Source organism: Anaeromyxobacter sp. SG17 (assembly GCF_022690695.1).
GTDB lineage: Bacteria > Myxococcota > Myxococcia > Myxococcales > Anaeromyxobacteraceae > Anaeromyxobacter > Anaeromyxobacter soli.
Window position 1 is genome coordinate 1 of the sequence record NZ_JALCYX010000022.1, and the last position, 25,501, is coordinate 25,501.

Here is a 25,501-nt window from a genome sequence, read left to right on the forward strand (position 1 = left end):
CCCGATCGCCGCGCGCGAGCTCGGCCGCGCAGAGCCGCTCGAGGACGCGCACCGCGCGCAGCGGCTCGCCCGCGGCGCTGCACGCGCGCGCGAGCGCGCCGAGCGCGCCGGGATCCTCGGGCGCGAGCCGGAGCGCCTGGTCGAGGTGGAGGCGCGCGGCGGGCGGGTCCGCCTCGAGGAGCAGCGCGCCGAGCTCGGCGTGAGCGCGCGCCTTCTCCGCCGCGTCGGGATCGTGCGCGACGAGCCGGCGGAGCGCGTGGAGGAGCCCCTCGCGGTCCCCCGCGGCGAGGGCCAGCGCGCGGAGGGCGCGGAGCGCCGGGACGTGATCGCGCCGGACGGAGAGGGCGAGCTCGGCGGCGCGCAGCGCGTCCTCGCGCGCCGCGCCGGGCAGGGCGAGGGCGACCTCCGCGGCGGCGAGCGCCGAGAACGTCTCGCCCCGCGCGGCCGCGCCGGTGGCGAGGGCGGCGAGCGCGCGGGCGGCCTTCTCGGGCTCGCCGCGGGCGAGCCGGATCGACGCCTCGGCGGCGAGCGCCGGCAAGAACCCCGGGCGCCGCGCGAGCCACTCGGCGGCGAGATCGAGCGCCTCGTCGTGGAAGCGGTCCTCCGCGGCGAGGAGCGAGAGGAGCCGCTCGGCGGCGAAGGGGTGCGCGCTCGCGGCGGAGCCGGCGGCGAGGTACCGCTCCCGTGCGCCCGCTGCGTCGCCGGCGGCGAGCCGCGCCTCCGCCTCGCGGAAGGTCCGCGCGCCCTCCTCGGCCGCGAGGAGCTCGGGCTCGGGCGAGACCGCCGCCGGGCCGGCCGCCCCGCGGCTCCAGGCGAGCCGGACGGCCCCCTCGATGATCTCCGCGCGCGAGAGCGGGACGCCCGCCGCGCGCGGCAGCTTCCAGCCACGCGGCGCGAGGACGCGCCGCAGGAGGACCGGGAGCGGATCGCGCAGCACGGCCTCCCCGCCGACCGCATCGAGCACGCCGCGGGCGAGGTGGGGGAGCATCGCGGGCGGGATCGGCGCCGGGCCGTAGACGCGCGGGGAGTGGAACACGAGCGCGGCGCCCTGCGCGCCTGCGGGGACGAGCCCGGCGAGGAGCGTGAAGGGAGGTCCGCCCGAGAGCCGCGCCGCGATCTCCGCCGCCCCGGGGCGGAGCGCGATGCGCACGTCCTCGACGCCGAACGCGGCGAGGCTGGCCGACGCGAGCGCCGCCTCGGCGACGCCGGGCTCGATCGCGATGGAGAGCTCGAAGAGGTCGGAGAGCCGGTGGCGGAACTGGCCCGAGCCCTTGCCGACGTCGAACGGGAAGCGGACGTCGGGGACCTCGAGGGTGAGCGCCTCGAGCCGCACGCCGGGCGAGATGGGCTGATCGGCGAGCCGGACGAACGCGCCGCCGCGCTCGAGGCGGAGCTCGAACCCCGCCCCGCTCCTCGTCCCGGGGGCGGAGGATGGGGCGGAGGCGTCTTTTCTCACCTCCGCCATGTGCCGAATTCTAGCGGAGGGGCGAGGGGTTGGGAAAATCCGGCCCGCCCGACCCGGGCGCCGGCCGCTCCCGCCGCTCCGCGATGTGCGCCCGGGGCGCACATCCGGTTTCACGGTTCGTTCACCCCGCGCCGGGGTTGCGCGCGAGGTCACCCCGCAGCAAACACCGAAGCCCATGCGCCCATGCTCCCGGATCACCGCGTCCCTGCTCGTCTTCGCGCTCTCCGCCTGCGGAGGTGGCGGCAAGGACGGCGGCGACCCGGGAGGCGGGGGAGGACCGGCCCTCTGTCCCGCGGGCCCGGAGAAGACCGGCAGCGCCACCTCCTACGACGCCTCGGGCGTGGGGGCGTGCGGGTGGGATCCGGCGCCGGCCCTCGCCGTGGCGGTCTCGCCCGTGGTGTTCGCCGCCTCGGCGGCGTGCGGGACCTGCCTCGAGATCACCGGGCCGCTGGGGAAGGCGACCGCGGTGGTGGTGGACTCCTGTCCCTCCTGCGCCGACGCCGCGCTCGATCTCGGCGCAGCGACGTTCGCGCGGGTCGCGGATCCCGCTGCCGGCCGCGTGGACGTGACCTGGCGCACCGTGCCATGTCCGGTGGACGGCCCGATCCGCTACCGGTTCAGCCCCGCCTCGAACGCGTGGTGGTTCGGGATCGTGCCGATGGATCACCGCCACCCCATCGCCGCCCTCGAGGCGCGGGGCGCGGGCGACGCGACCTTCCGCACCCTGGAGCGGAGCGGCACGAACCTGTTCGTGGGCGCCGGGGTCCAGATCGCCGGGCCGCTCGCGATCCGGGCGACCGACGTGCACGGCCACGTGCTCGTGGACGAGAACGTCCCGTTCGCGCCGCCGCTCGACCCGGCGGCGCAGCTCGTCAGCGGGGCGGCGAACTTCCCCGAGACCTGTCCGTGACAGGGTGCCGGCGAGGTTCAGGCGGCGAGCGCGCCGAGCTTCTCGCGCAGCGCCTCCACGGCCCGGTCCACGAAGGCACGCACGAGCGGGGTCACGAACCGGCCCGCCGGGATCACCACCTGGACCGGCACGGGCGGCGGCTCGTACGGTTCCAGGATCCGCCGCAGCCGGCCGGCGCGGACGTGCGAGTCCACCATGTACGAGAGCACGCACGTCGGGCCGAGCCCGGCGACGGCCGCGTCGATGGCGGCCTCGGCCGTGTTCACCACGAGGCGAGGGGACACGGCCACGGCGAAGCTCCGGCCCCCGCGCCCGAACGTCCAGCGATGGGGGGCCGGCGTCACCGAGGTGCAGGCGACGCACGCGTGGCTCGCGAGCGCCTGCGGCGAGCGTGGCGTCCCGTTCGCCTCGAGATACCCGGGGCTCGCGTAGACCGCGCGCCGCACCTCGCCCGCGCGGAGGGCCTTCAGGGACGAGTCGGGCAGCCGGCCGAGGCGCACCGCCACGTCGAGCCCCTCGTCCACGAGCGACACCACGCGGTCGAGCAGGAGGAGCTCCACGCTCGCCGACGGGTGATCGCGCAGGAACGCCTGCACGATCGGGAGCACGTGCAGCCGCCCGAACACGACCGACGCGGTCACGCCCAGCCGCCCGCGCGGCTCCTGCCGCTCCGCCGCGGCGGCGCCCTCCAGCTCCTCGAACCCGGCGAGCGCGCGCCGCGCCGCCTCGAGCGTGCGCGCGCCCACGTCCGTGAGCGCGACCGAGCGCGTGGTGCGGTTGAGCAGCCGCGCTCCGAGCCGCTCCTCGAGCGCGGCCACCGCCCGCGTGACGGCGGCGGGCGACCGCCCCAGTCGCCGGGCCGCCGCGGCGAAGCTCCGTCCCTCTGCCACCGCGGCGAACGTCGCCCAGGCGTCGATCCGGTCCATGCGTCATTCCCCCGAGCGCAAGAGTGTCCTGCGACAGCGTCCATTGTTCCGGCGGGCTCGCGGCCGCAACTCCATGGGCACCCACGCGCCGCACCTCGTGCGGCCTCACCCCACCAGGAGACGCCATGTCCCGCATTCCCCCCGTCGATCCCTCCACCGCCGAAGGCCGTGCCCGCGAGCTGCTCGAAGGCGTGCAGCGGAGCCTGGGCGCGACCCCGAACCTCTACCGCGTGATCGCCCAGTCGCCCGCGGCGCTCGAGGGCGTGCTCGGCCTCGCGGGCGCGCTCGCGCGAGGACGCATCCGTGCGCGGCTGCGCGAGCAGATCGCGCTCACCGTCTCTGAGGCGAACGGGTGCGAGTACTGCCTCTCGGCCCACAGCGCGCTGGGGGCGGGGCTCGGGCTCCCGCCCGCAGAGCTCGAGCGCGCGCGGCAGGGGCGCGCCTCGAACCCGCGCGACGAGGCGGCGCTGCGGTTCGTCGGACGCGTCATCGAGCGGCGCGGCCGCGTCGACGACGCCGATCTCGCGGAGGCTCGCACCGCCGGCCTCGACGACGGGCAGCTCGTCGAGCTCGTCGCGAACGCGGCGCTGACCGTGTTCACGAACTATCTGAACGAGGTCGCCGGGACCGAGATCGACTTCCCCGTCGTGCACGCGAGCGGGGCGAAGGCCGCGTGACCGAACCCTGGGGTCCGGACGGGAGACCGGCCGGACCCCACCTCACCCGCAAGGAGCCGCGAGATGCACCGCCCCTCGAGCGACGTCGCGTTCACGCCGGCCGTCAAGGCGGTCCAGGCCCGCAGGGGATCGCGGGAGGCCTACGCGCGCCTGGAGCGCCGCGGAGGCTTCGGGACGGAGCTCGACGACGAGCTCGCCCGGTTCGTCGCGGAGCGCGACAGCGTCTACCTCGCGACGGCGAGCGCGGCGGGTCAGCCGTACGTGCAGCACCGCGGCGGTCCGAGGGGCTTCCTCCGCGTGCTCGACCCGCACACGATCGCCTGGGCCGACTTCCGGGGAAACCGGCAGTACGTCACGACGGGGAACCTCGCCGAGAACGACCGGGCGTTCCTCTTCCTCATGGACTACGAGACCCGGACGCGGGTGAAGATCTGGGGACGCGCCCGGGTGGTCGAGGACGATCCCGCGCTCGTCGCGCGCCTCATGCCCGAGGGTTACCGTGCCACGCCCGAGCAGGCGGTCCTGTTCACGGTGGAGGCCTGGGACGTGAACTGCCCGCAGCACATCCCGCGGAAGCTCGACGCCGCCGAGGTGGAGGCCGCGCTCGCGCGGCTGCAGGAGCGGGTGGCGGCGCTCGAGGCGGAGAACGAGCGGCTGCGGGCCGCCGCGGGCTGATGCACGAAGGGCCGCGCGTCGCCGCGCGGCCCTCCGCTCCCACCACCCGCCAGCAGCTCCGTCTACTGGGCCTGCCTCGTCTTCTGCGTGCCGTCCGTCGCCACCTCGGCGGCCGGGCGCCGGTAGACGACGATGCTCCTGCGGCTCTGGAACTCGTCGTCCTCCCGCGCGAACACCGTGACCACGTTGTTGCCGGTCTCGAGCGGGATGTCCGCCGTGAAGTCGAGCTTCGCGGCGGCCGTGCTCTCCGGGAGCACCTTGAAGAACACCTTCTGCTCGTTCACGAACACGAACACGTCGCGCAGGCGGGCGTCCGGATCGGACGAGGGCGGCACGAGCGCCGTGCCCTGCAGCTTCCAGTGATCCCCCTCCACCACCGGCGCGCCCTTCTGCGGATCGGGGACGAGCGCGATGCGCGGCGGCTCGCGCTGCCACGCGGCGGCGACGACGCCGGAGCGCGGGCCGCGCGCGGCGCGCACCTCGGAGTCGGGGACGAAGGCGAACCGGCCCTTCTGCCACTCGACCCGGTAGAACTCGCCGATCTTCGCGTCCACCGGGATCACCGCGCCGCGCTTGGCGGTCGCGATGGCCGGCGACGACGCGCTCGCGCCGGAGCGGAGCGTCGCCTCGGCGGCCTCGACCCGGACCGAGCCGGACGCCGCCGTGCGCGCCTGCTCGTCCTTCGCGACGGGCCAGTCGAGCTTCTCGGAGACGTACTCCTCCATCTTCTCGTCCACGATCATCACGCGGAGCGGGAGCGTGTCGCTCTTCGAGCCGCGCCGCAGCTCGACCTCCATGCGCGCGGACTTCGTCTCCCCGGGCTTGAGCGCGCCGAGCGCCTCGCGCCCCTTCTTGATGAAGACCTTGTCGTCGCCGAGGTTCTTGAGCGAGACCCAGGTCTTGTCGCCCGCCGCGCCGGTGCCGGCGTTGCGGACGTCCACCCGGACGTCGAACGTCTCGCCGCGCTGCGCGAGGCCGTCGCCGTTGCCGCCCTGGCGGTCCTCGATCTGCACGCTGAACGCGAACACGGGCTTCGGCACCTCGACCACCCCGAGGCTCGTCGCCAGGTCGGCCGGGGCGTGGCCGCCCTCGTCCTCGAAGTGCAGCGAGATCTCGTCCCGCCGGCTGTCCATGCCCTTCGGCAGCCGCAGCGGCACCGTCCAGCTGCGCCGCTCGCCCGGCGGCACGTTGCCGAACACGAACTCGCGCCGGTCGAGGAGCGGGTTCTTCTCGGCGGTGCTCCAGGCGCGGAGGCGCCGGAACGGCGCGTCGCCCTTGTTCTCGACGGTCACCGTCCACGGCACCGTGTCGCCGGCGCGGTGATCCTTGCCCGGCGCCGGGGTGAGCGTGACGGCGGCGCGCGCCGCCCCGCGGCCCTGCGTCGGCGCGGCCGGCGCCCAGTCGACGCCCAGCTCCTGGAGCCGCTTCTCGAGCCGCGTCTCCTCCTGCGCCTGGCGCTCGGCGACGAGCGCCTTCGCGGCCTCCATGAGGCGCGCGCGATCCGGCAGCGGCGAGCGCTTCAGGAGCTCGCGGCCGAACCGGATCTGGTAGTCCTCGACGAGCCGGTCGGGATCGGCCTCCGCCTCCTCGTCCTCGATCTGCTCGGGCGTCAGCTGCTGCTCGATGCCCTCGTCGTGGGCCTCCGCGGCCTGCGCGGCGACGTCGCGCTTCAGCGCCTTCGCGACCTGGTCCTCCTTCTCGTCGAGGAGGTAGCGCAGCTCGAGGGGCGCCTTCTCGACCCGCTTCTTCTTGGCCTCGGCCTTCGCGACCTCGGCGGGCGAGGAGTCGGCGGGGTTCATGAGGTGACGGTCGAGGTCCACCTCGCCCATCGAGCGCGGCGGCGCGAAGAAGTTCACCTGCTCCTTCAGCGCGCGGCCGGGGAGGAGCATGACGTCCGGCGTGATGCCGACCTCCTGGATCGACACGTCACCGGGGGTGAGGTACTGCGCGATGGTCAGCTTGAGCGCGGACTGCTCGCCCGAGCCGGTGGGATCGTTCAGGTCGTCGAGGACCTGCACCGACCCCTTGCCGAACGTCTGGCGCCCGATGACCAGCGCGCGGCCGTTGTTCTTGAGCGCGCCCGCGACGATCTCGCTCGCCGAGGCCGAGCTGTTGTTCACGATGACGACGAGGGGCAGGCTCGTGAGGTCGCTCGTCTCCCCGCTCGCCTCCTTCACCTCGTGGATCCGCTGGCGGTCGCCGCCGCCGACCGTCTTCACGATGACGCCCTGGGAGAGGAACAGGTCCGAGACCTGGATCGCCTGCTCGAGCAGGCCGCCCGGGTTCCCGCGCAGGTCGAGCACGAGGCCCTCGAGCTTGCCGCCCGCCTGGGCGCGCTGCTGCTGGAGGGCGGTGAGGAGGTCGCGCGTCGTGTTGGCCGAGAACTGGGACAGGCGGACGTAGCCGATGTTGCCGTCGAGCAGCTTCGCCTGGGCGACCGTCTCGACGTTGATGACCTCGCGCAGCAGGGAGAGCTTGCGGGCGTCCGTGCCCTTGCGCTGGACCGTGATCGAGATCTTCGTCTGCGGCTTGCCGCGCAGCCGGTCGACGGCGTCCTGCAGGTCCATGTTGACCGTGGACTGCTCCTCGATGCGGGCGATGACGTCGCGCGCCTTGATGCCCGCCCGCTGCGCCGGGGTGTTCTTGAGCACCTTCACGACGGTGAGGTTCCCGTCGCGCATGGCGATGACGAAGCCGAGCCCGCCGAACTCGCCGCGGGTCTGGAGCTTCATCTCCTTGAAGTACTTGGGCTCGAGCAGGTTCGTGTGCGGGTCGAGCGTGGAGAGCAGCCCGTTCACCGCCGCGTACTCGATCTCCTTCAGCTCCTTGTGCGCGACGAGGTGCTCCTGGATGAACCCCATCGCCTCGCCGAGCGCGGTGCGGACCTTCCAGATGGAGTCCACGCCGGTGAGGTCGAGCTCGCGCTGCGCCGCGCCCACCGTGAGCGTGAGCTTCGGCGACTTCGCGTCGCCCTGGACCATCACCTCGGCGACCGTCCGCTCCACGCTCTCGAGCGAGGACACGACCATCTGCTTCGGGTCGAAGCGCGAGGGATCGACGTAGTTGTCCTTCACCGCGAGGATCACCTGCGACAGGATCGGGAGGCGATCGAGGCGGTACTCGCCGGCGCCGTCCGCCTTCGCGTGCGCGGGGACGGCGCCGCGATACGCCACGGCCGCCGGCGGGACCTCGGGCTCCGCTCGTACGAAGCGGACGGTGACGCCGAGCGCGAGGGCGGCCGTGGCCGCGAGGGTGGTGAGCAGCCGGAAGGGGCGGATCATTCGGGGGCGCCTGGGCGTGGGAGGTCTTTGAGCGGGCAAGCGAGAAAACCTACGTATCGTCCGAGGATAGGGTGGGGGGTAGGGGTCCGCAAGCAGAACGGTGACCCCCCGCCGCCAGGGGACAGAACGTCTCGGGGTGGTTTTCATGCCCGCACCCACACCCGGGTTCGGGGTCGCAGGAGAGCGGTGACCTCGCGGGGTCCGGCCGAGGGCCCGTCAGTCGTCGTCGCGCGACGCGCGCGCGGACACCGGAGCGACCGCGCCTCCGGGCGTCGCGGGGAACGGCCCGAACGCGCTCGCGCCCCCGTGCGCGTACACGATCTCGCCGCCCGCCGAGCCGGTGCGCACCCCCAGCGCGGCCACGCCGATCGTCCCCGCGGCGACGGCCGCGCTGAGCCCGAGCGCGAGGCGCGCCGGCACGAGCAGCAGCGCCGCCGAGAGGGCGAGCACCGCCCCCGCCGCCCAGACGAAGATCTCGGCACGCTCCTCATGGGCCTCGATCACCCGCTCCGCCACGACCCTCTCCACCTGCCGCTCGTCGCGCTCTCCGAGCTGCATCGCGACCACGCCCGAGGCGACGAGGAGGGCCTGCAGCCCCACCAGGACGCCGAGCGCGATCCGGGGAACGCGCCCGCGAAGGTGGGCGATGGCGAGGGCGAGCGCCACGAGCGGGATCGCCAGCGCGAGGCCGAGGGGCAGGTGGACGATGGCGGGGTGCAGGGGTAGGGTCGGCATGGTTCGCTCTCCGGTGGTTCCCGCGACCTTGGCGGCGCGGGCGTCCGGCCGCCATCCGACGGATGACGCACGAAGAAAACCCGAGCGCGATGAAGCACCTCGCCCGCTCGCCTGCGGCGGATGACGGGGTCGTCCGCCCCGCGGTGCTCGCCGTCCCCGCCGCGATCCTCCTCGCCGTGACGCTGCTCGTCGGGCTCGACGTGATGAGCGACGCGGGCGCGGGCGGCTCCACCGCCCACCTCCTCCTCGAGGTGGCCGTGATGGCGGCGGCCCTCTCCGGGACGGTCGTGCTGTGGGGCCAGCTGCTCGTCGCCCGGAGGCGCGCGCGATCCCTCCAGCGGGACCTGGGCCGGGCGGAGGCGGACCTCGCCCGGTTCCGCCTGGAGTCGGACGAGCACGTCCGTGGGCTCGGCGCCGCGATCGATCACCAGTTCGCCCGGTGGGAGCTCTCGGGGGCCGAGCGCGAGGTGGCGCTCCTGCTCCTCAAGGGGCTCGCCTCCAAGGACATCGCGGACCTCCGGCGGACGAGCGAGCGGACGGTGCGGCAGCAGGCGCTCGCGGTCTACCGGAAGGCCGGGCTCGCCGGGCGCGCGGAGCTCGCGGCGTTCTTCCTCGAGGATCTCCTCTCTCCTCCACCGGCCGCGGGCCGCGCAGGAGTCCGCGCGGAGGAGCGCTGACGGGCCGGTCCGCGGGCTCGAGATTTCCGCAGGGGGCGGGCCGGGGCGGCGTTATAGAGTCCGCCCGCATGTCGCTCGACGCCCGCATCCACGAGTCGCCGCCCATCGCCGGAGTCGAAGACCTCGTCGCGTGGTTCCGCGCGCGCGAGCGGCCGCGCGAGAGCTGGAAGGTCGGGCTCGAGCACGAGAAGCTCATGCTCCGCGCCGGCACGCTCGAGCCGCTGCCGTACGAGGGGCCGGGCGGGGTCGCGGAGGTGCTCCGGGGGTTCACGCGCTTCGGCTACCAGCCGTTCGAGGAGGAGGGGCGGATCATCGCCTCCCAGAACGACGGCCTCACGATCTCGATCGAGCCGGGAGGACAGCTCGAGCTCTCGGGCCGGCCGTTCGCCGACGTGCACGTCGTGGCCGCCGAGCTCGACCGGCACATCGAGAAGTGCGCCGAGCTGGCGCGGGACCTGGGCGTCGAGTTCCTCGCCGGCGGGTACCGGCCATGGGGCACGCCGTCCGAGAGCCCCTGGATGCCGAAGAACCGCTACAAGGTGATGCGCCCGTTCCTCGCGGCCCGCGGCCGGCTCGCGCCGGACATGATGGCCATGACCGCGTCGGCGCAGGCGTCGTTCGACTTCTCGGGCGAGAACGACCTCGCCGAGAAGCTGCGCGTCGCGCTCGCGATCCAGCCCGCGGTGGTCGCGCTCTACGCGAACAGCCCGATCGTGCAGGGGCGCGAGATCGGCTGGAAGAGCTACCGCACCGCCGTCTGGGAGGAGACGGACCCGGCGCGCTGCGGGATCCTGCCGTTCGCCTTCGAGCCGGGGTTCGAGGAGGATCCGTACCGCCGCTACGCCGAGTGGGCGCTCGACGTCCCCATGATCTTCCTGCGCCGCGCGGGCGCGTACCGGGACACGGGCGGCAGGACCTTCCGGCAGTTCCTCGCGGAGGGGCTCTCCGGCGAGCGGGCGACGATCTCCGACTGGGAGGACCACCTCACGACGGTGTTCCCGGAGGTGCGGGTGAAGGGCGTCGTGGAGGTGCGCGGCGCCGACTCCTGCTCCGCGCCCATGGCGAAGGCGCTGCTCGCGTTCTGGAAGGGCATCCTCTACGACCGCCAGGCGCGCGCCTGGGCGTGGGACGTCGTGAGGTCGTTCACGGTGGCGGAGCGCCGGTCGCTGACGCGCACCGCGGGGCGCGAGGGGCTGACCGGGCGCGCACCGGACGGCCGCTCGATCCAGGAGCTCGCCCGCGTGCTCCTCGAGGCCGCATCGGGCGGCCTCTGCCGCCAGAGCTGCTGCGGCCAGCGGGGCGAGGACGAGCGCGTCTGGCTGGCGCCGCTCGCCGAGCGCGCCGCGTCCGGGCGCTCGCCGGCCGACGAGGCGATCGAGGCGTTTCGCCACGGTCCGCGAGCGCTCGCCGAGGCCCTCCGCTGCGCGTGACCTCGCATCCGGCGATCGCCGGAGGTCGCCGTCGCTTGACCGTGGGAGTCGCCCGCACTCCGTTGGGGATCAAAGCTCCAACGCGTGCGTCCGTACGGACAGGCGGCGTAGAAGTGAGCGAGGGGGACGCTCGACGGTTCGGCCATGCGCGGCGAAGAACCCGGTCAGGCGAGGATCCGCGAGCTGAAGCGCGCGCTCATCGACGCGCTGTGGGACGGGCCGACCGGGATCGCGCTGTTCGACGCCGACGTTCGATTCCTGCGGGTGAACGACGCGATCGCGTCCTGGAACGGGATCTCGCCCGAGGCGCACGTCGGCCGTTCTCTGGGTGAGATCCTGGAGCTCCGGCCGGACGACCCGCGCCGAAAGGCGGTGGAGGGCGTCGAGGCCGCCGTGCGAGCGGTGCTCGAGACCGGGCAGCCCCGCACCAACGTGCCCATCGAGGGAACGCCTCCGGGCGACCGCGCCCGCGGCTGGATCTGCTCGTACATCCCCATGCCGGAGCTGGACGGCCGTCGCCCGGGCGTCTGCGCGCTCGTGACGGACATGAGCGGCGCGCGCCAGCGTGAGGAGGAGATGGAGCGGGCCCGCGACAGGGCCCAGGCGATCGCGCTCCGGCTCGGGCTCCTCCAGGACGTGACGTCGGCGCTCGCGCGCGCCGGCGGCGCCCAGGAGATCGCGCGCGTGGTGGTGGAGCGGGTGCGCGTCGCGGCGGGCGCGAGCGTGACGACCTTCCGGACGAAGGAGGGCGACGCCCTCGTCGTGATCGACGAGGCGGGGGTGCAGGCGATCCGGCGGCGGTTCGGGCGGGTCCTCGTCACGGCGCCGCTCCCGGTCGCGGAGGCGGTCCGCAGCCGGGGGCCGGTCTGGTTCCGCTCGCACGAGGAGCTCCACGCGCACTTCCCGGAGATGTCCGAGATCGCGGCCGAGCACGGGGTGCGCGCCGGGGTGGCCTTGCCGCTCATCGCCGGGGCCGACCGGGACGTGCTGGGCGTCCTCTCGCTCGGGTTCCCCGAGCCGCGCGCCTTCGATCCCGACGAGCGCGCCTTCCTCCTCTCCGTCGCCGAGCACTGCGCCCAGGCGCTCGAGCGGGCCCAGCTCCTCGACGCGGAGCGCGCGCAGCGCCGGAGCGCGCAGCAGGCCCGCGATCGCCTCCAGCGGCTCCAGGCCGTCACCGCCGCGCTGTCCGGGGCGAGCACCGTGTCGGAGGTCGCCGCGGTCCTCGTCTCGCAGGCGAAGGAGGCGCTCGGGGCGTCCTCGTCCGTCGCCTACGTGCTCGACGCGGCCGCGGGGCGCCTGCACATGGCCGCCGCCATCGGCGGCGCGGAGCAGGTCCGCGATCGGCTGGCCACGCTGCCGCTCGACGCGCCGCTGCCGGGCGCCGCCGCCGCGCGCGGCGGCGAGCCGATCTGGATCGAGACCGCCGAGCAGCTCCTCGCCGCCTTCCCGGAGCTGCCCAGCTACGCGCCTCACGCCGCGCGGATGAAGGCGCTCGCCGCCCTCCCGCTGAAGCTCGGCGACCGCGTGCTCGGCGCCGTGTCCTTCGCCTTCGACGCGCAGCGGGCGTTCCGGCGCGAGGAGCGCGAGCTCATCCTCGCGGCCGCGCAGCAGTGCGCGCAGGCGCTCGACCGCGCGCGCCTGCTCGACGCCGAGCGAGGCGCCCGCGCCGCGGAGGCGCGCGTGCGCGCGGTGCTGGACGCGATCTTCGACAACGCGCCGCTCGGCATCGGGCTCCTCGACCCCGAGCTGCGCTTCGCGCGCGTGAACCGCGTGCTCGCCGAGATCAACGGCGTCCCGGCGGAGGCGCACGTCGGAAAGCGGCCGCGTGAGCTGCTCCCGGACATGCCGCACGACGAGGTCGAGGCTGCGTTCCGCGAGGTCCTGAGCACCGGCCAGCCCAAGATCGACGTCGAGCTCTCCGGCGAGACGCCGGCCGCGCCCGGGCACCTGCGCCACTGGGTCGAGAGCTGGTACCCGGTGCGGGTGGCGGGGGCGACCCTCGGGCTCGGCCTGCTGGTGCGCGAGGTGACCGCCGAGCGCGAGGCCGCGGAGTTCCAGCGGAACGTGCTCGGGATCGTCGGCCACGACCTGCGGAACCCGCTCTCCGCGATCACGGCCTCGGCCCAGCTCCTCCTGCGGCAGGCCGGCGATCCGGCGGCGGCGTCGCGGCTCGGCGAGCGGATCCTCGGGAACGCCGACCGCATGCAGCGCATCATCGCGGTGCTCGTGGACTACGCGCGCGTGCGGGGCGGCTCCGGGATCCCCCTCCGCCCGCGGCGCTGCGATCTCGGGGCGGTGTGCAAGGTGGTCGCCGAGGAGTGCGAGGCGGCCCACCCCGGACGCGCGGTGAGGGCGGCCGGCGCGCCGGACGTGCACGGAGAGTGGGACCCGGACCGCGTCGGCCAGATCGTCGCGAACCTCCTCTCGAACGCCCTCGACTACAGCCCGCGCGACTCGACGGTGGAGGTCTCGTGGCGCGCGGACGCCGAGCGCGCGGTGATCGAGGTCGCGAACGAGGGCGCCCCCATCCCGCCGCAGCTCCAGCCCTCGCTGTTCGAGCCGTTCCGGCGCGGGGAGCGCGACCGCGCCGGAGGGAAGGACGGCCTCGGCCTGGGGCTGTTCATCGCCCGCTCGATCGCGATCGCGCACGGCGGCACGCTCGAGGTCCGCTCCGCCCCCGGCGAGCGGACGGTGTTCACGCTCGCGCTGCCGCGGTGACGACGATCGTCGCTACTCCGTGGTCCGTCCGTCGAAGTGCTCCTCCGAGGCGTCGGCGGCGGCCTTCGTGGCGTGCACGGTCCCGTCCACGTGCTCGGGGGGCGCGTAGATCGTGTACAGCTTCAGCGGCTCGTCGCCGGTGTTGCGGACGTTGTGGCGCGCGCCGGCGGGGACGACGATGGCGGAGTCGCCCTCGACCTTCGTCCGCTTGCCGTCTATCGAGACCTCGCCCTGTCCCTTCTCCACCCGGAAGAACTGGTCCCGGTCCTCGTGGACCTCCTCGCCGATCTCCTCGCCGGGGCGGAGCGCCATCAGCACGAGCTGCAGGTTCTTCCCGGTGTAGAGCACGCGCCGGAAGTCGGTGTTCTCCTCGGTCCTGTCCTCGATGTCGTCGACGAACCCTCTCATCGGAGCCTCCCCTCGCCGCCTCATTCCACCCCCTCCTGCGCCGATCGCCAGGAACGGATCGGGCTGCCGCGGGTGGGCCACACAGGGAGCAGCCGCCCGTGGGGTGAGGAGGCGAGCGCGTCGGGCTGGCCGAGAGCGTCTTCAGTGCCCGTGCCCCGCGCGCAGGAAGCGCAGCGCCCACATGAGCACGAGCCCGCCGATCATGGCGATCGAGAGCCGCCAGCGCGCGACGCCGCGGCGGTGGAGGTCGGGGAGGATGTCCGAGAGCGAGAGGTGCAGGAACGTCCCCGCGCTGGCGGCGAGCGCGATCGAGGTGAACGCCTCCACGTGCACCGTCTCGCGCAGGAGGACGTACAGCCCCGCGCCGAGCGGCACCATGAGCGCGAACGCGGCGTTCATCGCGAGCGCGCGCCCGCGCGTGTAGCCCTCGGCGCGCAGGATCGCCGAGAGCGAGAAGGCGTTCGGGATCTTGTGCGCGAGGATGGCGAGGAAGACGAGCAGCCCGAGCTCCGCCTCCACGTTCGCCGCGCCGAGCGCGAACCCGTCCACGATCGTGTGGAGGCTCATCCCGACGAAGGCGGCGAGCCCCATCGTGTGGACGCCGCAGCCGGTCGCGTCGCCGTGCACATGGACGTGGGCGGGCGCGCCGTGGACGTGCGGGTCCAGCTCCGGGACGCCGCCCGGGCCGGGCTCGGCGCAGACGTGCACGAGCACGAAGCGCTCGAGCAGGTAGAGGAGGAGGAAGCCGAGCATCGCGTACGGCAGCGCCGCCGCGCCGCCCGCCTCGACCGCCTCGGGGAGCATGTGGAAGAAGGCGGCGCCCAGCATCACGCCGGCCGAGAACGAGAGCAGCACGTCGGAGCGCCGCATCGCGCCAAAGAGCGGGAGCGCCCCGCCGGCGAGGGCGCCCGCGAGGATCGCTCCGGTGTACGTGGCCAGGGACTGCAGCTCGGTCATGTGTCGTCCAGCCCGAGCGCCCGCATCCGGCGCACGAGCGTGCCGCGATCGATCCCGAGCGCCGCCGCGGCGGCGGCGCGCACGCCGTTCGCGCGCGCGAGCGCGCCGGCGATGAGCGGCTTCTCGACCTCGCGCATGACCGAGTCGTAGAGCCCGCCGGCCGGGTGGCCGCGCAGCCGCTCGAAGAACGCCTCCACGCGGTGCTGGAGCTCCTCGTCGAGCGGGCGTGGTCTCGCGATGCGTGCGTCCACGATGGCGAACTTCTCGCGCGCGGCGAGGGCGCGGCCCTCCGCGACGGTCTGCGCGCGCTCGACCTCGAAGCCCGCCTCGGCGCACGCGCCGGCGAGCTCGGCCGAGTCGGCGAGCAGCAGGGCCCTGGGCTTCACTCCCCCTCCTCCTCGCGGCGGAACCCCGGGTCCAGCTCGAAGCTCGCGCCGCCGGCCGGGAAGTGCTCCTCGATGACCTGCGCGACGTCCGCGGCGGTCTTGAGGCGGTCGGCGTCGCGACGGAAGTGGACGCCGCCACGGCGGCCGCGGGTGTACCACAGGAGGTGCTTGCGGAGCTCACGGATCGCGAGCAGCTCGGCCTCGCGCGGATCGTCGCCGGGTCGCTGCCGCCGCCGGTGCTCGACCTGGAGCCGCACGTGCTGGAGCACCGTGCCGACCCACTCGTCCCGGGTGGGCGGCGGCGGGCGGGGCGCGCCGAGCTCGGCCGCGCGCAGCTCGCGGAAGATCCAGGGGTTGCCGCAGGCGCCGCGGGCCACGAGGACCGCGTCGCAGCCGGTCTCCGCCCGCATGCGCAGCGCGTCGTCCGCCGTCCACACGTCCCCCGAACCCAGGACGGGGATGGAGATCGCCGCCTTCACCGCGCGCACGAGGTCCCAGCGCGCGCGCCCGGAGTACATCTGGTTCCGCGTGCGGCCGTGGAGCGCGACGGCGGCGGCGCCTCCCGCCTCGGCGGCGCGCGCGACCTCGACGCAGTTCAGCTCGGCGTCGTCCCAGCCGGCGCGGATCTTGATGGTGACCGGGACCGCCACCGCCGCGCGGATGGCGCGGACCGCCTCCTCGACGCGGCGCGGGTCGCGCCCCAGCGCGGCGCCGGCGCCCGTCCCGCAGACCTTCTTCACCGGGCACGCCATGTTCACGTCGATCATCCCGGCGCCGGCGCGGACCGCCACCTCCGCGCCCCGGGCGAGCACGTCCGGCTCGGACGCGAAGATCTGCACCGCGAAGGGGTCCTCGTCCGGCTCGCGATCGAGGTAGCTCTCCGTCTGGAGCGTCCCGTGGACGAGGCCGTGGGCGCTCACCATCTCGGTGTAGGCGAAGCTCGCGCCCATCGCGCGGCAGATGGCGCGGAACGGGCGGTCGGAGACCCCGGCGAGCGGCGCGAGGAAGAACCTGCCGGAGAACGAGTACGGGCCGATCTGGACGGACATGCGGAACGTGGGCGGCGGCCGGGATCTAGCACTCCCGCCGACGGGCGGGAAACCTGGAATTCGCGAGGCGGCCGGCGGTTCCCTGCTAAGCCGCGAAGCCCCCATGCGCAACTCGAACCCCGCGATCGCCCTCGCGGCCGTGATCGCCGTCGCGGCCGCCCCGGCTGGTGCCGCGCCCTCGTCCGGGCCCGAGCCCCGCCTCCCCGATCGCGTGACCCTCGTCTACGCGGCGGACGTGGGGGGCTATCTGGAGCCGTGCGGGTGCAGCGAGGACCAGCGGGGCGGCCTCGCCCGGGCCGCCACGGTGCTCGCGCGAATCCGGGCGGAGGGGGCGCCGACCTTCTTCGTCGCGGGCGGCGACCTGCTCTTCGAGCTCCCTCCCGACGCCGAGGCCCACGATCAGGACGTCCTCCGCGCCCGCACGCTCGGGGCCGTGATGCGCCGGCTCGGGCTCGCCGCCGCCGTCGCCGGCGAGCGGGACCTCTTCCTGGGCGAGCGGTTCGCGCGGTCCACCGGGATCCCCTTCACGGAGGGGACCGTGCTCGGCGGTCAGCTCGGGTTCGGCTCGCTCGGGAAGGTGCCTTCTGCGCCGGTGCGCGTCGCGGTGGTGCACGCCGGCGGCACGCGCGCCGCCCTGGAGCGGGCGGACGAGGCGCGCCGCGCGGGCCTCGCGCTCCTCCTCGCCGCCCACCGCGAGCGCCTCATCGACGACGACCAGGACCGGGCCGTGCTCGAGGCCCCGGTGCCGGTCGTGCAGGTGGCCGGTCGCGGGCAGTCGCTCGCGCGGATCGACCTGTGGCTGCGCGGCGATCTCTCCCGCCCGTTCGAGGTGTTGCGGGGCGCGTCGCAGCGCGACGAGGAGCTCGCGCTCGTCGCCGAGCGCCGCGCCGCGTACGCGGACCGGCTCGCGCGCGCGCGCTCGGCGGGACAGGCGCCGCTCGCGGCCGCCCTCGAGGCGAAGCTCCGCGAGCTCGACGCGCGCGAGCGCGAGCTTCGCGCCGCCGCGCTCCCGGAGGCGCCGCCGGATCGGCCCGCGCTCCGCGTCAGCTTCGTCCCGCTCACGAAGGACATCCCCGAGGACCCCGTCGTCCGGGGGATGATCGACGCGCACTACCGGGAGGTCGCGGCGGTGAACCTCGCCCACGCCCGCTCGCGCGGGGAGGTCTGCCCCCCGCCGGCGAAGGGCGTTTCGTCGTACGTCGGAGCGGGCGCCAGCAAAGGGGCCTGCCGTGCGTGCCACCCCGATGCGCAGTCTCACTGGCAGACGACGGCCCACTCGGCGGCGTACGAGACGCTCGTCCGCGTAGGGCGGCAGTTCGACCTCGCCTGCGTTCGCTGTCACGTGACCGGCTGGAAGGAGCCCGGCGGCGCGTGCGGCGTGGCGCAGGTCGCTGGCCGGGAGGCGGTTCAGTGCGAGGCGTGCCACGGGCCAGCGAGCGCGCATGTCCGGGATCCTCCCGGCCACATCGCGCGCGAGGTGCCGGCGACGCGCTGCCGGTCCTGCCACACGCCGGAGGCGTCGGTTCGCTTCGACCTCGCGCGCTACCGCGCCCTCATCCTCGGCCCCGGCCACGGGCAGCCGAGCAAGTAGGCGAGCGAGCGCATGATTTTGACCCCAGTAGTTTGGCCGCTACCATGTCAACCCTGAGAGGCTCCGGCCCCCTGGCCGGCGCCTGAGCAGCCGAGGAGCGATGCGACCGACGCGCCTGTCCCTTTTCGTCCTTTCCGTTCTCGCCGCGCCCCTCGCGTCGGAGGCCCGCGCCTCGCGGTCCGCCGCGCTCAGCGCCGCCCACTCGGCGGCCACGCAGGTGCTGCCGCCTGCGAGCGTGCCTGAACCGGAGGTCGTGGAGACGGCCCTCGAGCTCGCCGCCCCCGCGCCGCGGGCGCCGCAGATCGAGGCCTGGGCGGACGTGCCCGACGAGCCGCCCATCGCGGAGGAGATCGATCGCGACTCCGCGGACATCGAGGCGGTGCGCCGCGCCGAGGAGGAGGCGCACGTCCGCGACGGCGCGAAGGACGCGGCGGTAGAGGGCAAGGTGCCGCACGAGACCGGCGCCGGGCGCATCGAGCTCTTGCCCGAGCTGGACATGGACCTCGCCCAGCTCCGCGCGAAGTACGACATCCCCATCGACGTGAACGAGGCGGTGGTCGGCTACGTCCGCTTCTTCCAGTCGCCCGCCGCGCGCGCACATTTCGTGAAGTGGCTCGGCCGCTCGCACCGCTACCTCGATCACTACCGGGCCATCCTGCGCGAGGAGGGGCTGCCGGAGGACACGGTCTACCTCGCCATGATCGAGAGCGGCTTCGGCAACTTCGCGTACAGCCACGCGAGCGCCTCCGGGCCGTGGCAGTTCATCGCCTCGACCGGCAAGGCGTTCGGCCTGCGCCAGGACTTCTGGGTCGACGAGCGCCGCGATCCGGAGCGCTCCGCGCGCGCCGCGGCCCGCTACCTGAAGCAGCTCTACACGCAGACCGGCGACTGGCGCCTCGCGTGGGCCGGCTACAACGGCGGCGGCGGCCGCATCCAGCGGGCGAAGGACGCGGGCTACGACGACTTCTGGGACATGGCGGCGGAGCCGGGGAAGAAGGTCCTCCACCCCGAGACGAAGGGCTACGTCCCGAAGCTCATGGCGGCCGCCATCCTCTCGAAGCACCCGCAGGCCTTCGGCTTCACCGACGAGGAGATCGAGAAGCAGTCGTGGACGGAGTACGAGGAGGTGAAGATCCCCTCCGCGACCCTGCTCTCCGTGCTCGCCAAGGCCGCCGGCATCGAGGAGCGCGCGCTCATCGACCTGAACCCCGAGCTGCGCCGCTCCTGCACGCCGCCGCGCCCCTACTCCCTCAAGATCCCGAAGGCGAACGCGGAGACCTTCGCCGCGAGCTGGCCGGCCATGCAGCCCAAGGTGCGGCTCACCTTCGCGGGCCACGTCGTCCGCCGCGGCGACACGCTCTCGTCGATCGCGCATCGCCATGGCGTCCCGATGCAGGGGATCCTGGAGATGAACGGGATGAAGACCGCGAAGAAGCTGCGCGTGGGACAGCAGCTCCTCATCCCGAAGCCGATCGGCGCTGGTTCCGCCGTGGCGTCCGCCGATCGTGATCCCACCTTCGAGCCCACCATCGCCCGCGCCCGCGCCCGGACCGCCGTCCGCGTCCCGGCCGGCCGCGCCCGCACGACCCACCGCGTCCAGGCGGGCGACACCCTCTGGTCGATCTCGCAGCGGCTCGGCGTGGACCTCTCCGAGCTCTGCCGCTGGAACGGCATCCACAACCCGAACGGCCACAAGCTCCTCGTCGGCAAGAAGCTCGTCGTCTACAGCGAGCGCGGGTAGCGGCTCTGTAGCCTCGAAGGCGGCGTGATTCGCGACCCCGGAAGGTGATCGCGAATCCCCGCTCAGGACAGCGTCCGTGCCGGATCGACGCGCGCCGCCGCCGCGGCGGGCCCGAGCGCGCCGGCGATCGCGGCGAGCGCCGGGACCGCGACGCCCAGCGCGAGGAGCCAGGGCGGGAAGAGGAAGAAGCTCTCCGGCCGGAAGGGGAGGTCCGCGAGGAGCCGCGCGGCCGCGGCGTCGCCCAGCGCGGCGAGGCCCCTGGCGACGAGCGCGCCCGCCAGCCCGCCGGCGAGCCCGATCGCCGCGCCCTCGGCGAGCACGATCCGCCGCACGTCGGCGGGAGCCGCGCCGAGCGCCTGGAGCACGGCGAGCTCGCGCACCCGGCCGCGGACGCTCGCCGAGAGCGCCTGGGCGATCGCGAGCGCGGCGAGGGCGCACATCGCCACGGCGAGGAGGACGAGCGCGCCGGTCGTCACCTTCACGATGAGCGCCACCCGCTCCGCCGTCGCGCGCTCGCCCTCGTCCACCGCGAAGCCCATGCGCCGCGCGGCGGCCGCGAGGGCGGGCACGTCCTCCGGGCGCGCCGCGAGCACCGTCACCTGGCCGTACGCCGCGTCGCCCTTGCCGTACTCCCGGTGGAGTCGGCGGACCGTCTCGAGGGGCACCGCGACGGCGTAGAGCGGCACGCGATCGGAGAGGCCGGCCAGCCGGAGGCGCTCGGGCTCGACGCGCGCCTCGCTCGCTCCGGCCACGACGGAGTGCCCGACCCGGACCGGCAGCTCGACGCCGACGAGCGACACGCCCGGCGGCAGGCGGCGCAGGTTCCAGGCGGGCGCGAGGGTGCGGTCGTAGACCTCGACCAGGCGGCGGGCGAGGACGGTGGGGATGGGCGCGCCGGGCGGAGGATCGGCGAACGCCCCCGGCGCCACGTCCTCCTCCACGAGGGCGGGATCGACCCCGACGATCGGGAGCTGCAGCGCGAGGCCGGAGGGCCAGCGTCCGCCGAGGCCTCCCGCCGGCTCGGAGGCGGAGACCGGCACGCCGAGCGGCAGGCGCGGCCAGGCCGCCGCCGCGCCGGGGAGCGCGCGGAGCCGCCCCACGGCGTCGTCGTCGAGGCGGCCGCCCCCGAGGACCCCGCCGAGCGAGACGCGCGCGGGGACCACCTCCACGAGCCGGGCGTCGGCGGGGAACAGCCGGCGGGCCGCGGCGCCGACGCCCAGGCCGAGCGCGAGGAAGAGGACGAGCGCGGCCGCGCCCACGCAGGCCGCGGCGGCGTTCACTGCCGCCCCGCGGCGATCGGCCCGGAGCGCCGCCCCTGCCAGCCAGAGGATCCCGCGGGCCCCCGCCATCAGGCGAGCCTCCCGTCGAGGAGGTGCAGCACGCGCGTCGCCGCGTCCGACACGCGCTCCTCGTGCGTGACCACGAGCACCGACACGCCGTCGCGGGCGAGCTCGACGAAGAGCCGGATGACGTCCGCGCCGCTCGATGCGTCCAGGTTCCCGGTCGGCTCGTCGGCGAGGAGCACCGCCGGACGGGAGAGGAGCGCCCGCGCGAGGGCCACGCGCTGCCGCTCGCCGCCCGAGAGCCGCGCCGGCGGCGCGCCGCCCCGGTCGCCGAGGCCGACGCGCTGGAGCGCGTCCCGGGCCCGGGCGCGGACCTCCCCGATCCCGCCGCCCGGACCGGCGCGCCGGAGGACGCCGGGCAGCATCACGTTCTCGAGCGCGGAGAGGGTCGGGAGCAGGTTGAAGGCCTGGAACACGAAGCCGATGGCGCGGTTGCGGAGCTCCGCGCGCGCCGCCTCGCCGAGCCCCGCGAGCGAGGTCCCCGCGACGACCGCCTCGCCCTCGAAGTCGCGGTCGAGCGCGCCCGCGACGTGGAGCAGGGTGGACTTGCCCGAGCCGGACGGCCCGACGATGGCCACGAGCTCGCCCGGCGCGACGTCGAGGTCCACGCCGCGCAGCACGGGCACCTCTCTCGCGCCGTCCCGGAAGCATTTCTTCACGCCGCGGAGCCGGATCACCGCTGGACGCCCCCGCCGCCCGTGGCCTCGGGGGCACGCGCCTCGACGTCCAGGTCGAGCACGAGCGCGCCGGGCGCTCCGCCCGGGCCGGGCGCGACGCGCGTCTCGAGGGACAGCGCCCGGAGCCGCGCGGCGGGCTCGAGGAAGCGCTCCGCGAGCGCGCGCACCACGAAGCCCGAGGGGCCGGTCCCGAACGCCTCGGGCGGGAGCGCGCGCACGCTCGAGACGAGCCGCTGCACGTCCACCACCGCGCCGCCGAGCCCCCCCGCGAGCGCGGCCTCCGCGCCCGGGGTGGGGGCGCGAAAGCCCGCGCCCTCGCCGCCGAGCCGGGCGAGGAGCGCGTCGAGGCGGCCGGCCGCGCCCGCGGCGAGGACGAGCCGGTGCGCGCGCGGTTCGAGCCGCCAGGCGATCTCGCCGGAGGCGGTGGGCATCCGCACGATGGTGTCGGGCGCGGCGAGCGCGTCGTCCGGGCCGTCCGCCGGCAGCCCACCGCGCCGGTGCGCGCTTCGCGCCGCGCCGCCGCGCCTGGGTCCGCCCGGCACGGTCTCCGCGAGCGCCGCCGCGACTCGCCGGAGCGCGGCCTCGGCCTCCACCTTCACCGGCAGGATCGCCTCGAGCTCGAGGAGCTGGAGCGGGTCGGCGCGGAGCGCCTCGGGCGAGAGCGCGCTCACCGCCGCGCGCGGGGAGATCGCGAGCGCCACCGCGGCGCCGGGGGCGAGCGCGCCGAACAGATCGCGCCGCAGGTCGACGCCGTGCGCGGCGAGGCGGGCGCGGTCTTCCTCCGGCAGGAGGGGCACGAGCCGCTCGCCCAGCGCGGCGGGATCGCCGTCCCAGCGGAGGACGACGGCTGCGTCGCCGCGCAGGTGGGCGGCGGTGGCCCCGCCCGAGCCGCTGGCCTCGAGGGCGCGGAGCGCCGCGGCCCGCCCGCCCGCGAGGAGCGCGGCGCGCGCGTGCAGGCGATCCTTCGTGGCCGAGAGCCCGATGCCGAGACCGTCGCGCGCCTGCGGCAGCTCGGCGAGGAGGGCCGAGCCCCCCGGGACGTAGACGAGCGCGGCGGCGCCGTCGGCGGCGGCGGCGCGCGCGGCGCCGAACGCGGCGGTGGCGCCGAGCGCGGTCTCCGGCGTGAGCGCGGCCGCCTCGGCCACGACGGCGGGGCCGTCCGGGCCGGGCGCGACGAGCGCGGTCCGCTCGACGATCGCGTAGGAGAGGGCGGCGGCCGCGCCGGCGGCGCGGCGAAGGACGACGATCGCCTGGCCGCCGTGGGTCGCGTCGCTGCGGACCGCGGCCCCGAGCCGCTCGCGGGCGAGGCGAGCGAGGAGCGCCTCGACCCGCCCGGCGTCGGAGACCGGCAGGACGAGGAGCGGCGTCGCGCCGCCGGGACCCGCGAGCGCGAGCGCTCCGGCGCGGCGCGGGTCGAGGCCGGCGCCGGCGAGGCTCGCGCCGTCGAGCGGATCGAAGCCGAGCTGGGAGGCGAGCGCTCCGCGCGCGCCGGCGAGCTCACCCGCGCCGGGGAAGGACGCGGCGGTCGCGTGGAGGGCGGCGAGGTCGGAGGCGGCGCGGCCCAGCTCCGGCGCGAGGACCGCCGCACGCACGCCGGGTGGGAGGAACCGCTCCGCGGGGGCACCGCGGACCGCCTCCCGGCAGCCGCACCCCCGGCACCCGGCGGCGAGCGCGACGGCGACGAGCAGTGCCGGGGCCGCGCGGCGGAGCACGCGGGTTTCTTAGCATGCTAAACAGGCGCGCTCATGATCTTCTCGAACGACGACGACGCCCCCATCGCGCTCGACCTCGCGCCCGACTGGGCGGCCCGGCTCGGGCCCTCCGCGGCCCGCCTGGAGCTCGAGATCGGCTGCGGCCACGGCGGCTTCGCCCTCGGGTTCGCGGCGGCGTACCCCGACCGGGCGCTCGTCGCGATCGAGCAGCGGCGCGCCTTCGCCGAGGAGGTCGCGGAGAAGCGGGAGCGGCGCGGGCACGCGAACCTCGTCGTCATCCAGGGCGACGCCCGCATCCTCGCGCCGCGCCTCTTCCACGCGGGATCGCTCGCCGCGATCCACGTCCACTTCCCGGACCCCTGGTGGAAGCGCCGGCACGTCCGGCGGCGGCTCGTCGACGACCGCATGTCGACCCTGCTCCTCGGGCTCCTCGCGCCCGGCGGGCTGCTCGACTTCCGCACCGACGTCGAGCGCTACGCGCGGGAGGCGGTGGTGCGGCTCGAGGAGGCGGGGTTCGAGAACGAGGCCGGGCCCGGCGCGTTCGCGGAGCGGCCGCCCGACGAGATCCCCTCCACGCGCGAGAAGCGCTACCTCGAGACCGGTCAGCCGGTGTGGCGCCTGCGGATGCGCAAGCCGGAGTGACGGCGAGCGGAGACGCGAGCGCCCCCGGCCGTGTGGCCGGGGGCGTCGTCTTCCGGGCCGCTCCGCGCGCTTCGCCGCGTCGAGGCCTTCACGCGGAGTTAACGGCGCGTGCCGGTGCCGGACGTGTCGTAGCCGCCGCCCGTGCCCGTCGAGCCGCTGCTCGTGCCGGTGTCTGACGGGGTGCTGGTGCCGGGGGTGCTGCTGCTGCCGGAGGTGTCGCTGCCGGTGGTGCCCGTGCCGCTGCCCGTGCCCGGGGTCGCTGCGCCCGTGTCGCTGGTCGTGCCGCTGCTGGGCGTGCTGGTGTCGCCGCCCATGTGGCCACCCATGTCGCCGCCCATGTGACCGCTAGTCCCGCCGGCCATCGGGGCCGCCTCGATCTTCACCGCGACCTGCTTGCCGTCCTGCTCGTTGAAGCTGGCGCGGACGTCCTGGCCTTGCTGGATGTCGGAGATCTGGCCGGTGCGGCCGTCCACGGTGACGATCGTCTCGGGGACGACCTGGAGCGTCCTGCTGTCGCCCATGTCCGACTGGATCGAGACCGAGTTCGACGACACGCTCGCGACCTTGCCCATCAGCACCTTGTCGCTGTCGTGTCCCTTGATGTCAGGGCTCTGGGCGGTCGCGCTGCCCGAGGTGCCATAGGTGTCGCTCTGCGTTCCGGATCGCGCCGTGGTTTCGCTGGCGGTCGCGGGCGTGGTCCCCTCGGTCCGGGCCGTGCGGTTCGCGTGGGACGTCGAGCAGGCGATGCCGAACGCGAACGGCAACGCCAGCGCCATCTTGCGGATCTGCATTCTTCTCCCCCTCCTGATGCGCAAATGCTGTGCGCGGGTTCATCGGCCGGCGAGCCCCACCCGAAGGTGCGGGCGAGCGCGCGGGCTTCACCGCTGCGCCGCCGCCGGTGCCAAATATGTGGACTCTGGCCGAGCGAGGAGCGGCCGAGCCACACGACGCGCGTTTCTGCTCGCCCGCCGCCCCGCACGCCGGGCCCCCGCCCGGCACGGCGACCCGGGTGCCCGGAGAAGCACGGCCTGCGGCTATGCTGGCGAGATGACCGCTCGATTCACGAGGATGGCCCTCGGCGCCGCCCTGCTCGCGCTCCTCTCCATCGCCTGCCGGCGTCCCGAGGGGCCGGCCGACCGCTACCGCGTCTTCGCCGCCGCCGCGCGGGCGGGCGACGCCGACACCGTGTGGAGCATGCTCTCGGAGCGCTCTCGCGCCGAGCTCGACGAGCGGGCGAGGCAGGTGGCCGCGCGCGCCGCTCCCGGGGTCCTGCCCGCGACCGGCCGCGAGCTCGTGCTCGGGGACCTCTCGCCCACGGCCGGCCGGCTCGCCTCGGTGACGGTCCGGCGCGAGTCGCGCGACGCGGCGCTGCTCGCCGTGCAGGTCGAGGGCGCGGCCGGCCCGGCGGAGGTCGAGATGGTGCGCGAGGACGGGCGCTGGCGCGTCGTCCTCCCGGACGCGCAGCGCTCCTCCGGCCGGTAGCCAGGCGCCGAACCCTCTG

General features: G+C 75.4%; 21 protein-coding genes and 1 pseudogene. 10 read left to right on the forward strand and 12 right to left on the reverse strand.

The features are described from left to right. Positions 1 to 1,465 (reverse strand): annotated as a pseudogene (locus tag MNY60_RS10625) (hypothetical protein); the annotation flags it as partial. A 175-nt stretch (positions 1,466 to 1,640) separates the two neighbouring features. Between MNY60_RS10625 and MNY60_RS10630 the strand changes: the two are divergent. Further along, positions 1,641 to 2,375 carry an expansin EXLX1 family cellulose-binding protein gene (locus tag MNY60_RS10630; protein ID WP_242340255.1) on the forward strand — a complete coding sequence of 245 codons (735 nt, stop codon included), beginning with the start codon at positions 1,641 to 1,643 and terminating at the stop codon, positions 2,373 to 2,375. A gap of 17 nt (positions 2,376 to 2,392) precedes the next feature. Here the strand turns inward: MNY60_RS10630 and MNY60_RS10635 are convergent, their stop codons facing one another. Then, positions 2,393 to 3,301: a LysR family transcriptional regulator gene (locus tag MNY60_RS10635; protein WP_242340256.1), complete on the reverse strand. Its 909-nt coding sequence runs from the start codon at positions 3,299 to 3,301 to the stop codon at positions 2,393 to 2,395. Between the two features lie 125 nt (positions 3,302 to 3,426). Here MNY60_RS10635 and MNY60_RS10640 point away from each other — a divergent pair, with 125 nt between their 5' ends. Continuing rightward, positions 3,427 to 3,978 (forward strand): carboxymuconolactone decarboxylase family protein, encoded by a 552-nt coding sequence (locus MNY60_RS10640; RefSeq protein WP_242340257.1) that lies wholly within the window; start codon positions 3,427 to 3,429, stop codon positions 3,976 to 3,978. Positions 3,979 to 4,041: 63 nt separating this feature from the next. Next, positions 4,042 to 4,653: a pyridoxamine 5'-phosphate oxidase family protein gene (locus MNY60_RS10645; RefSeq protein WP_242340258.1), complete on the forward strand. Its 612-nt coding sequence runs from the start codon at positions 4,042 to 4,044 to the stop codon at positions 4,651 to 4,653. Between the two features lie 62 nt (positions 4,654 to 4,715). Here the strand turns inward: MNY60_RS10645 and MNY60_RS10650 are convergent, their stop codons facing one another. Continuing rightward, entirely contained in the window at positions 4,716 to 7,934 is a 3,219-nt protein-coding gene (locus tag MNY60_RS10650) for an MXAN_5808 family serine peptidase (protein ID WP_242340259.1), read from the reverse strand. A 216-nt stretch (positions 7,935 to 8,150) separates the two neighbouring features. Next, positions 8,151 to 8,669, reverse strand: a complete 519-nt coding sequence (locus MNY60_RS10655; protein ID WP_242340260.1) for a hypothetical protein — start codon at positions 8,667 to 8,669, stop codon at positions 8,151 to 8,153. Between the two features lie 89 nt (positions 8,670 to 8,758). Between MNY60_RS10655 and MNY60_RS10660 the strand changes: the two genes are divergently transcribed. The 3 genes from MNY60_RS10660 to MNY60_RS10670 all read left to right on the forward strand — a co-directional run bounded on the left by MNY60_RS10660 (position 8,759) and on the right by MNY60_RS10670 (position 13,494). Then, positions 8,759 to 9,346, forward strand: a complete 588-nt coding sequence (locus MNY60_RS10660; RefSeq protein WP_242360611.1) for a helix-turn-helix transcriptional regulator — start codon at positions 8,759 to 8,761, stop codon at positions 9,344 to 9,346. Between the two features lie 68 nt (positions 9,347 to 9,414). Beyond that, entirely contained in the window at positions 9,415 to 10,776 is a 1,362-nt protein-coding gene (locus tag MNY60_RS10665) for a glutamate--cysteine ligase (protein ID WP_242340262.1), read from the forward strand. Between the two features lie 144 nt (positions 10,777 to 10,920). After that, positions 10,921 to 13,494, forward strand: a complete 2,574-nt coding sequence (locus tag MNY60_RS10670; protein WP_242360612.1) for a PAS domain-containing protein — start codon at positions 10,921 to 10,923, stop codon at positions 13,492 to 13,494. 12 nt (positions 13,495 to 13,506) lie between these two features. Here the strand turns inward: MNY60_RS10670 and MNY60_RS10675 are convergent, their stop codons facing one another. The 4 genes from MNY60_RS10675 to dusB all read right to left on the reverse strand — a co-directional run bounded on the left by MNY60_RS10675 (position 13,507) and on the right by dusB (position 16,294). After that, positions 13,507 to 13,902 (reverse strand): cupin domain-containing protein, encoded by a 396-nt coding sequence (locus MNY60_RS10675; RefSeq protein WP_242340264.1) that lies wholly within the window; start codon positions 13,900 to 13,902, stop codon positions 13,507 to 13,509. Between the two features lie 141 nt (positions 13,903 to 14,043). Beyond that, positions 14,044 to 14,859 carry a ZIP family metal transporter gene (locus tag MNY60_RS10680; protein WP_242360613.1) on the reverse strand — a complete coding sequence of 272 codons (816 nt, stop codon included), beginning with the start codon at positions 14,857 to 14,859 and terminating at the stop codon, positions 14,044 to 14,046. Continuing rightward, on the reverse strand, positions 14,856 to 15,245 hold the full coding sequence (locus MNY60_RS10685; RefSeq protein WP_242340266.1) for a helix-turn-helix domain-containing protein: 390 nt from the start codon (positions 15,243 to 15,245) through the stop codon (positions 14,856 to 14,858). The genes MNY60_RS10680 and MNY60_RS10685 overlap by 4 nt, the downstream gene beginning before the upstream one ends. Beyond that, on the reverse strand, positions 15,242 to 16,294 hold the full coding sequence (gene dusB, locus MNY60_RS10690; protein WP_242340267.1) for a tRNA dihydrouridine synthase DusB: 1,053 nt from the start codon (positions 16,292 to 16,294) through the stop codon (positions 15,242 to 15,244). The genes MNY60_RS10685 and dusB overlap by 4 nt, the downstream gene beginning before the upstream one ends. A 103-nt stretch (positions 16,295 to 16,397) precedes the next feature. On the opposite strand from dusB, the gene MNY60_RS10695 reads away from it, so the two are divergent. Both MNY60_RS10695 and MNY60_RS10700 read left to right on the forward strand, forming a co-directional pair. After that, positions 16,398 to 17,885 carry a cytochrome c family protein gene (locus MNY60_RS10695; protein ID WP_242340268.1) on the forward strand — a complete coding sequence of 496 codons (1,488 nt, stop codon included), beginning with the start codon at positions 16,398 to 16,400 and terminating at the stop codon, positions 17,883 to 17,885. A 100-nt stretch (positions 17,886 to 17,985) separates the two neighbouring features. Beyond that, positions 17,986 to 19,626 (forward strand): lytic transglycosylase domain-containing protein, encoded by a 1,641-nt coding sequence (locus MNY60_RS10700; protein WP_242340269.1) that lies wholly within the window; start codon positions 17,986 to 17,988, stop codon positions 19,624 to 19,626. Positions 19,627 to 19,688: 62 nt separating this feature from the next. Here the strand turns inward: MNY60_RS10700 and MNY60_RS10705 are convergent, their stop codons facing one another. From MNY60_RS10705 to MNY60_RS10715, 3 genes are read right to left on the reverse strand one after another with little or no spacing between them, the layout of a single operon-like run. After that, positions 19,689 to 20,975, reverse strand: a complete 1,287-nt coding sequence (locus tag MNY60_RS10705; protein ID WP_242340270.1) for an FtsX-like permease family protein — start codon at positions 20,973 to 20,975, stop codon at positions 19,689 to 19,691. Continuing rightward, on the reverse strand, positions 20,975 to 21,646 hold the full coding sequence (locus MNY60_RS10710) for an ABC transporter ATP-binding protein (protein ID WP_242340271.1): 672 nt from the start codon (positions 21,644 to 21,646) through the stop codon (positions 20,975 to 20,977). The genes MNY60_RS10705 and MNY60_RS10710 overlap by 1 nt, the downstream gene beginning before the upstream one ends. Next, on the reverse strand, positions 21,643 to 23,358 hold the full coding sequence (locus MNY60_RS10715) for a hypothetical protein (RefSeq protein WP_242360614.1): 1,716 nt from the start codon (positions 23,356 to 23,358) through the stop codon (positions 21,643 to 21,645). The genes MNY60_RS10710 and MNY60_RS10715 overlap by 4 nt, the downstream gene beginning before the upstream one ends. 33 nt (positions 23,359 to 23,391) lie before the next feature. On the opposite strand from MNY60_RS10715, the gene trmB reads away from it, so the two are divergent. After that, complete coding sequence (gene trmB / locus MNY60_RS10720) at positions 23,392 to 24,000, forward strand: tRNA (guanosine(46)-N7)-methyltransferase TrmB (RefSeq protein WP_242341201.1); 609 nt, start codon at positions 23,392 to 23,394, stop codon at positions 23,998 to 24,000. Between the two features lie 98 nt (positions 24,001 to 24,098). Here trmB and MNY60_RS10725 read toward each other — a convergent pair whose 3' ends face one another. Further along, positions 24,099 to 24,791 carry a hypothetical protein gene (locus MNY60_RS10725; protein WP_242341200.1) on the reverse strand — a complete coding sequence of 231 codons (693 nt, stop codon included), beginning with the start codon at positions 24,789 to 24,791 and terminating at the stop codon, positions 24,099 to 24,101. A gap of 256 nt (positions 24,792 to 25,047) precedes the next feature. Between MNY60_RS10725 and MNY60_RS10730 the strand changes: the two genes are divergently transcribed. Next, positions 25,048 to 25,482: a hypothetical protein gene (locus MNY60_RS10730; RefSeq protein ID WP_242341199.1), complete on the forward strand. Its 435-nt coding sequence runs from the start codon at positions 25,048 to 25,050 to the stop codon at positions 25,480 to 25,482. The last annotated feature ends 19 nt before the right edge of the window (positions 25,483 to 25,501 follow it).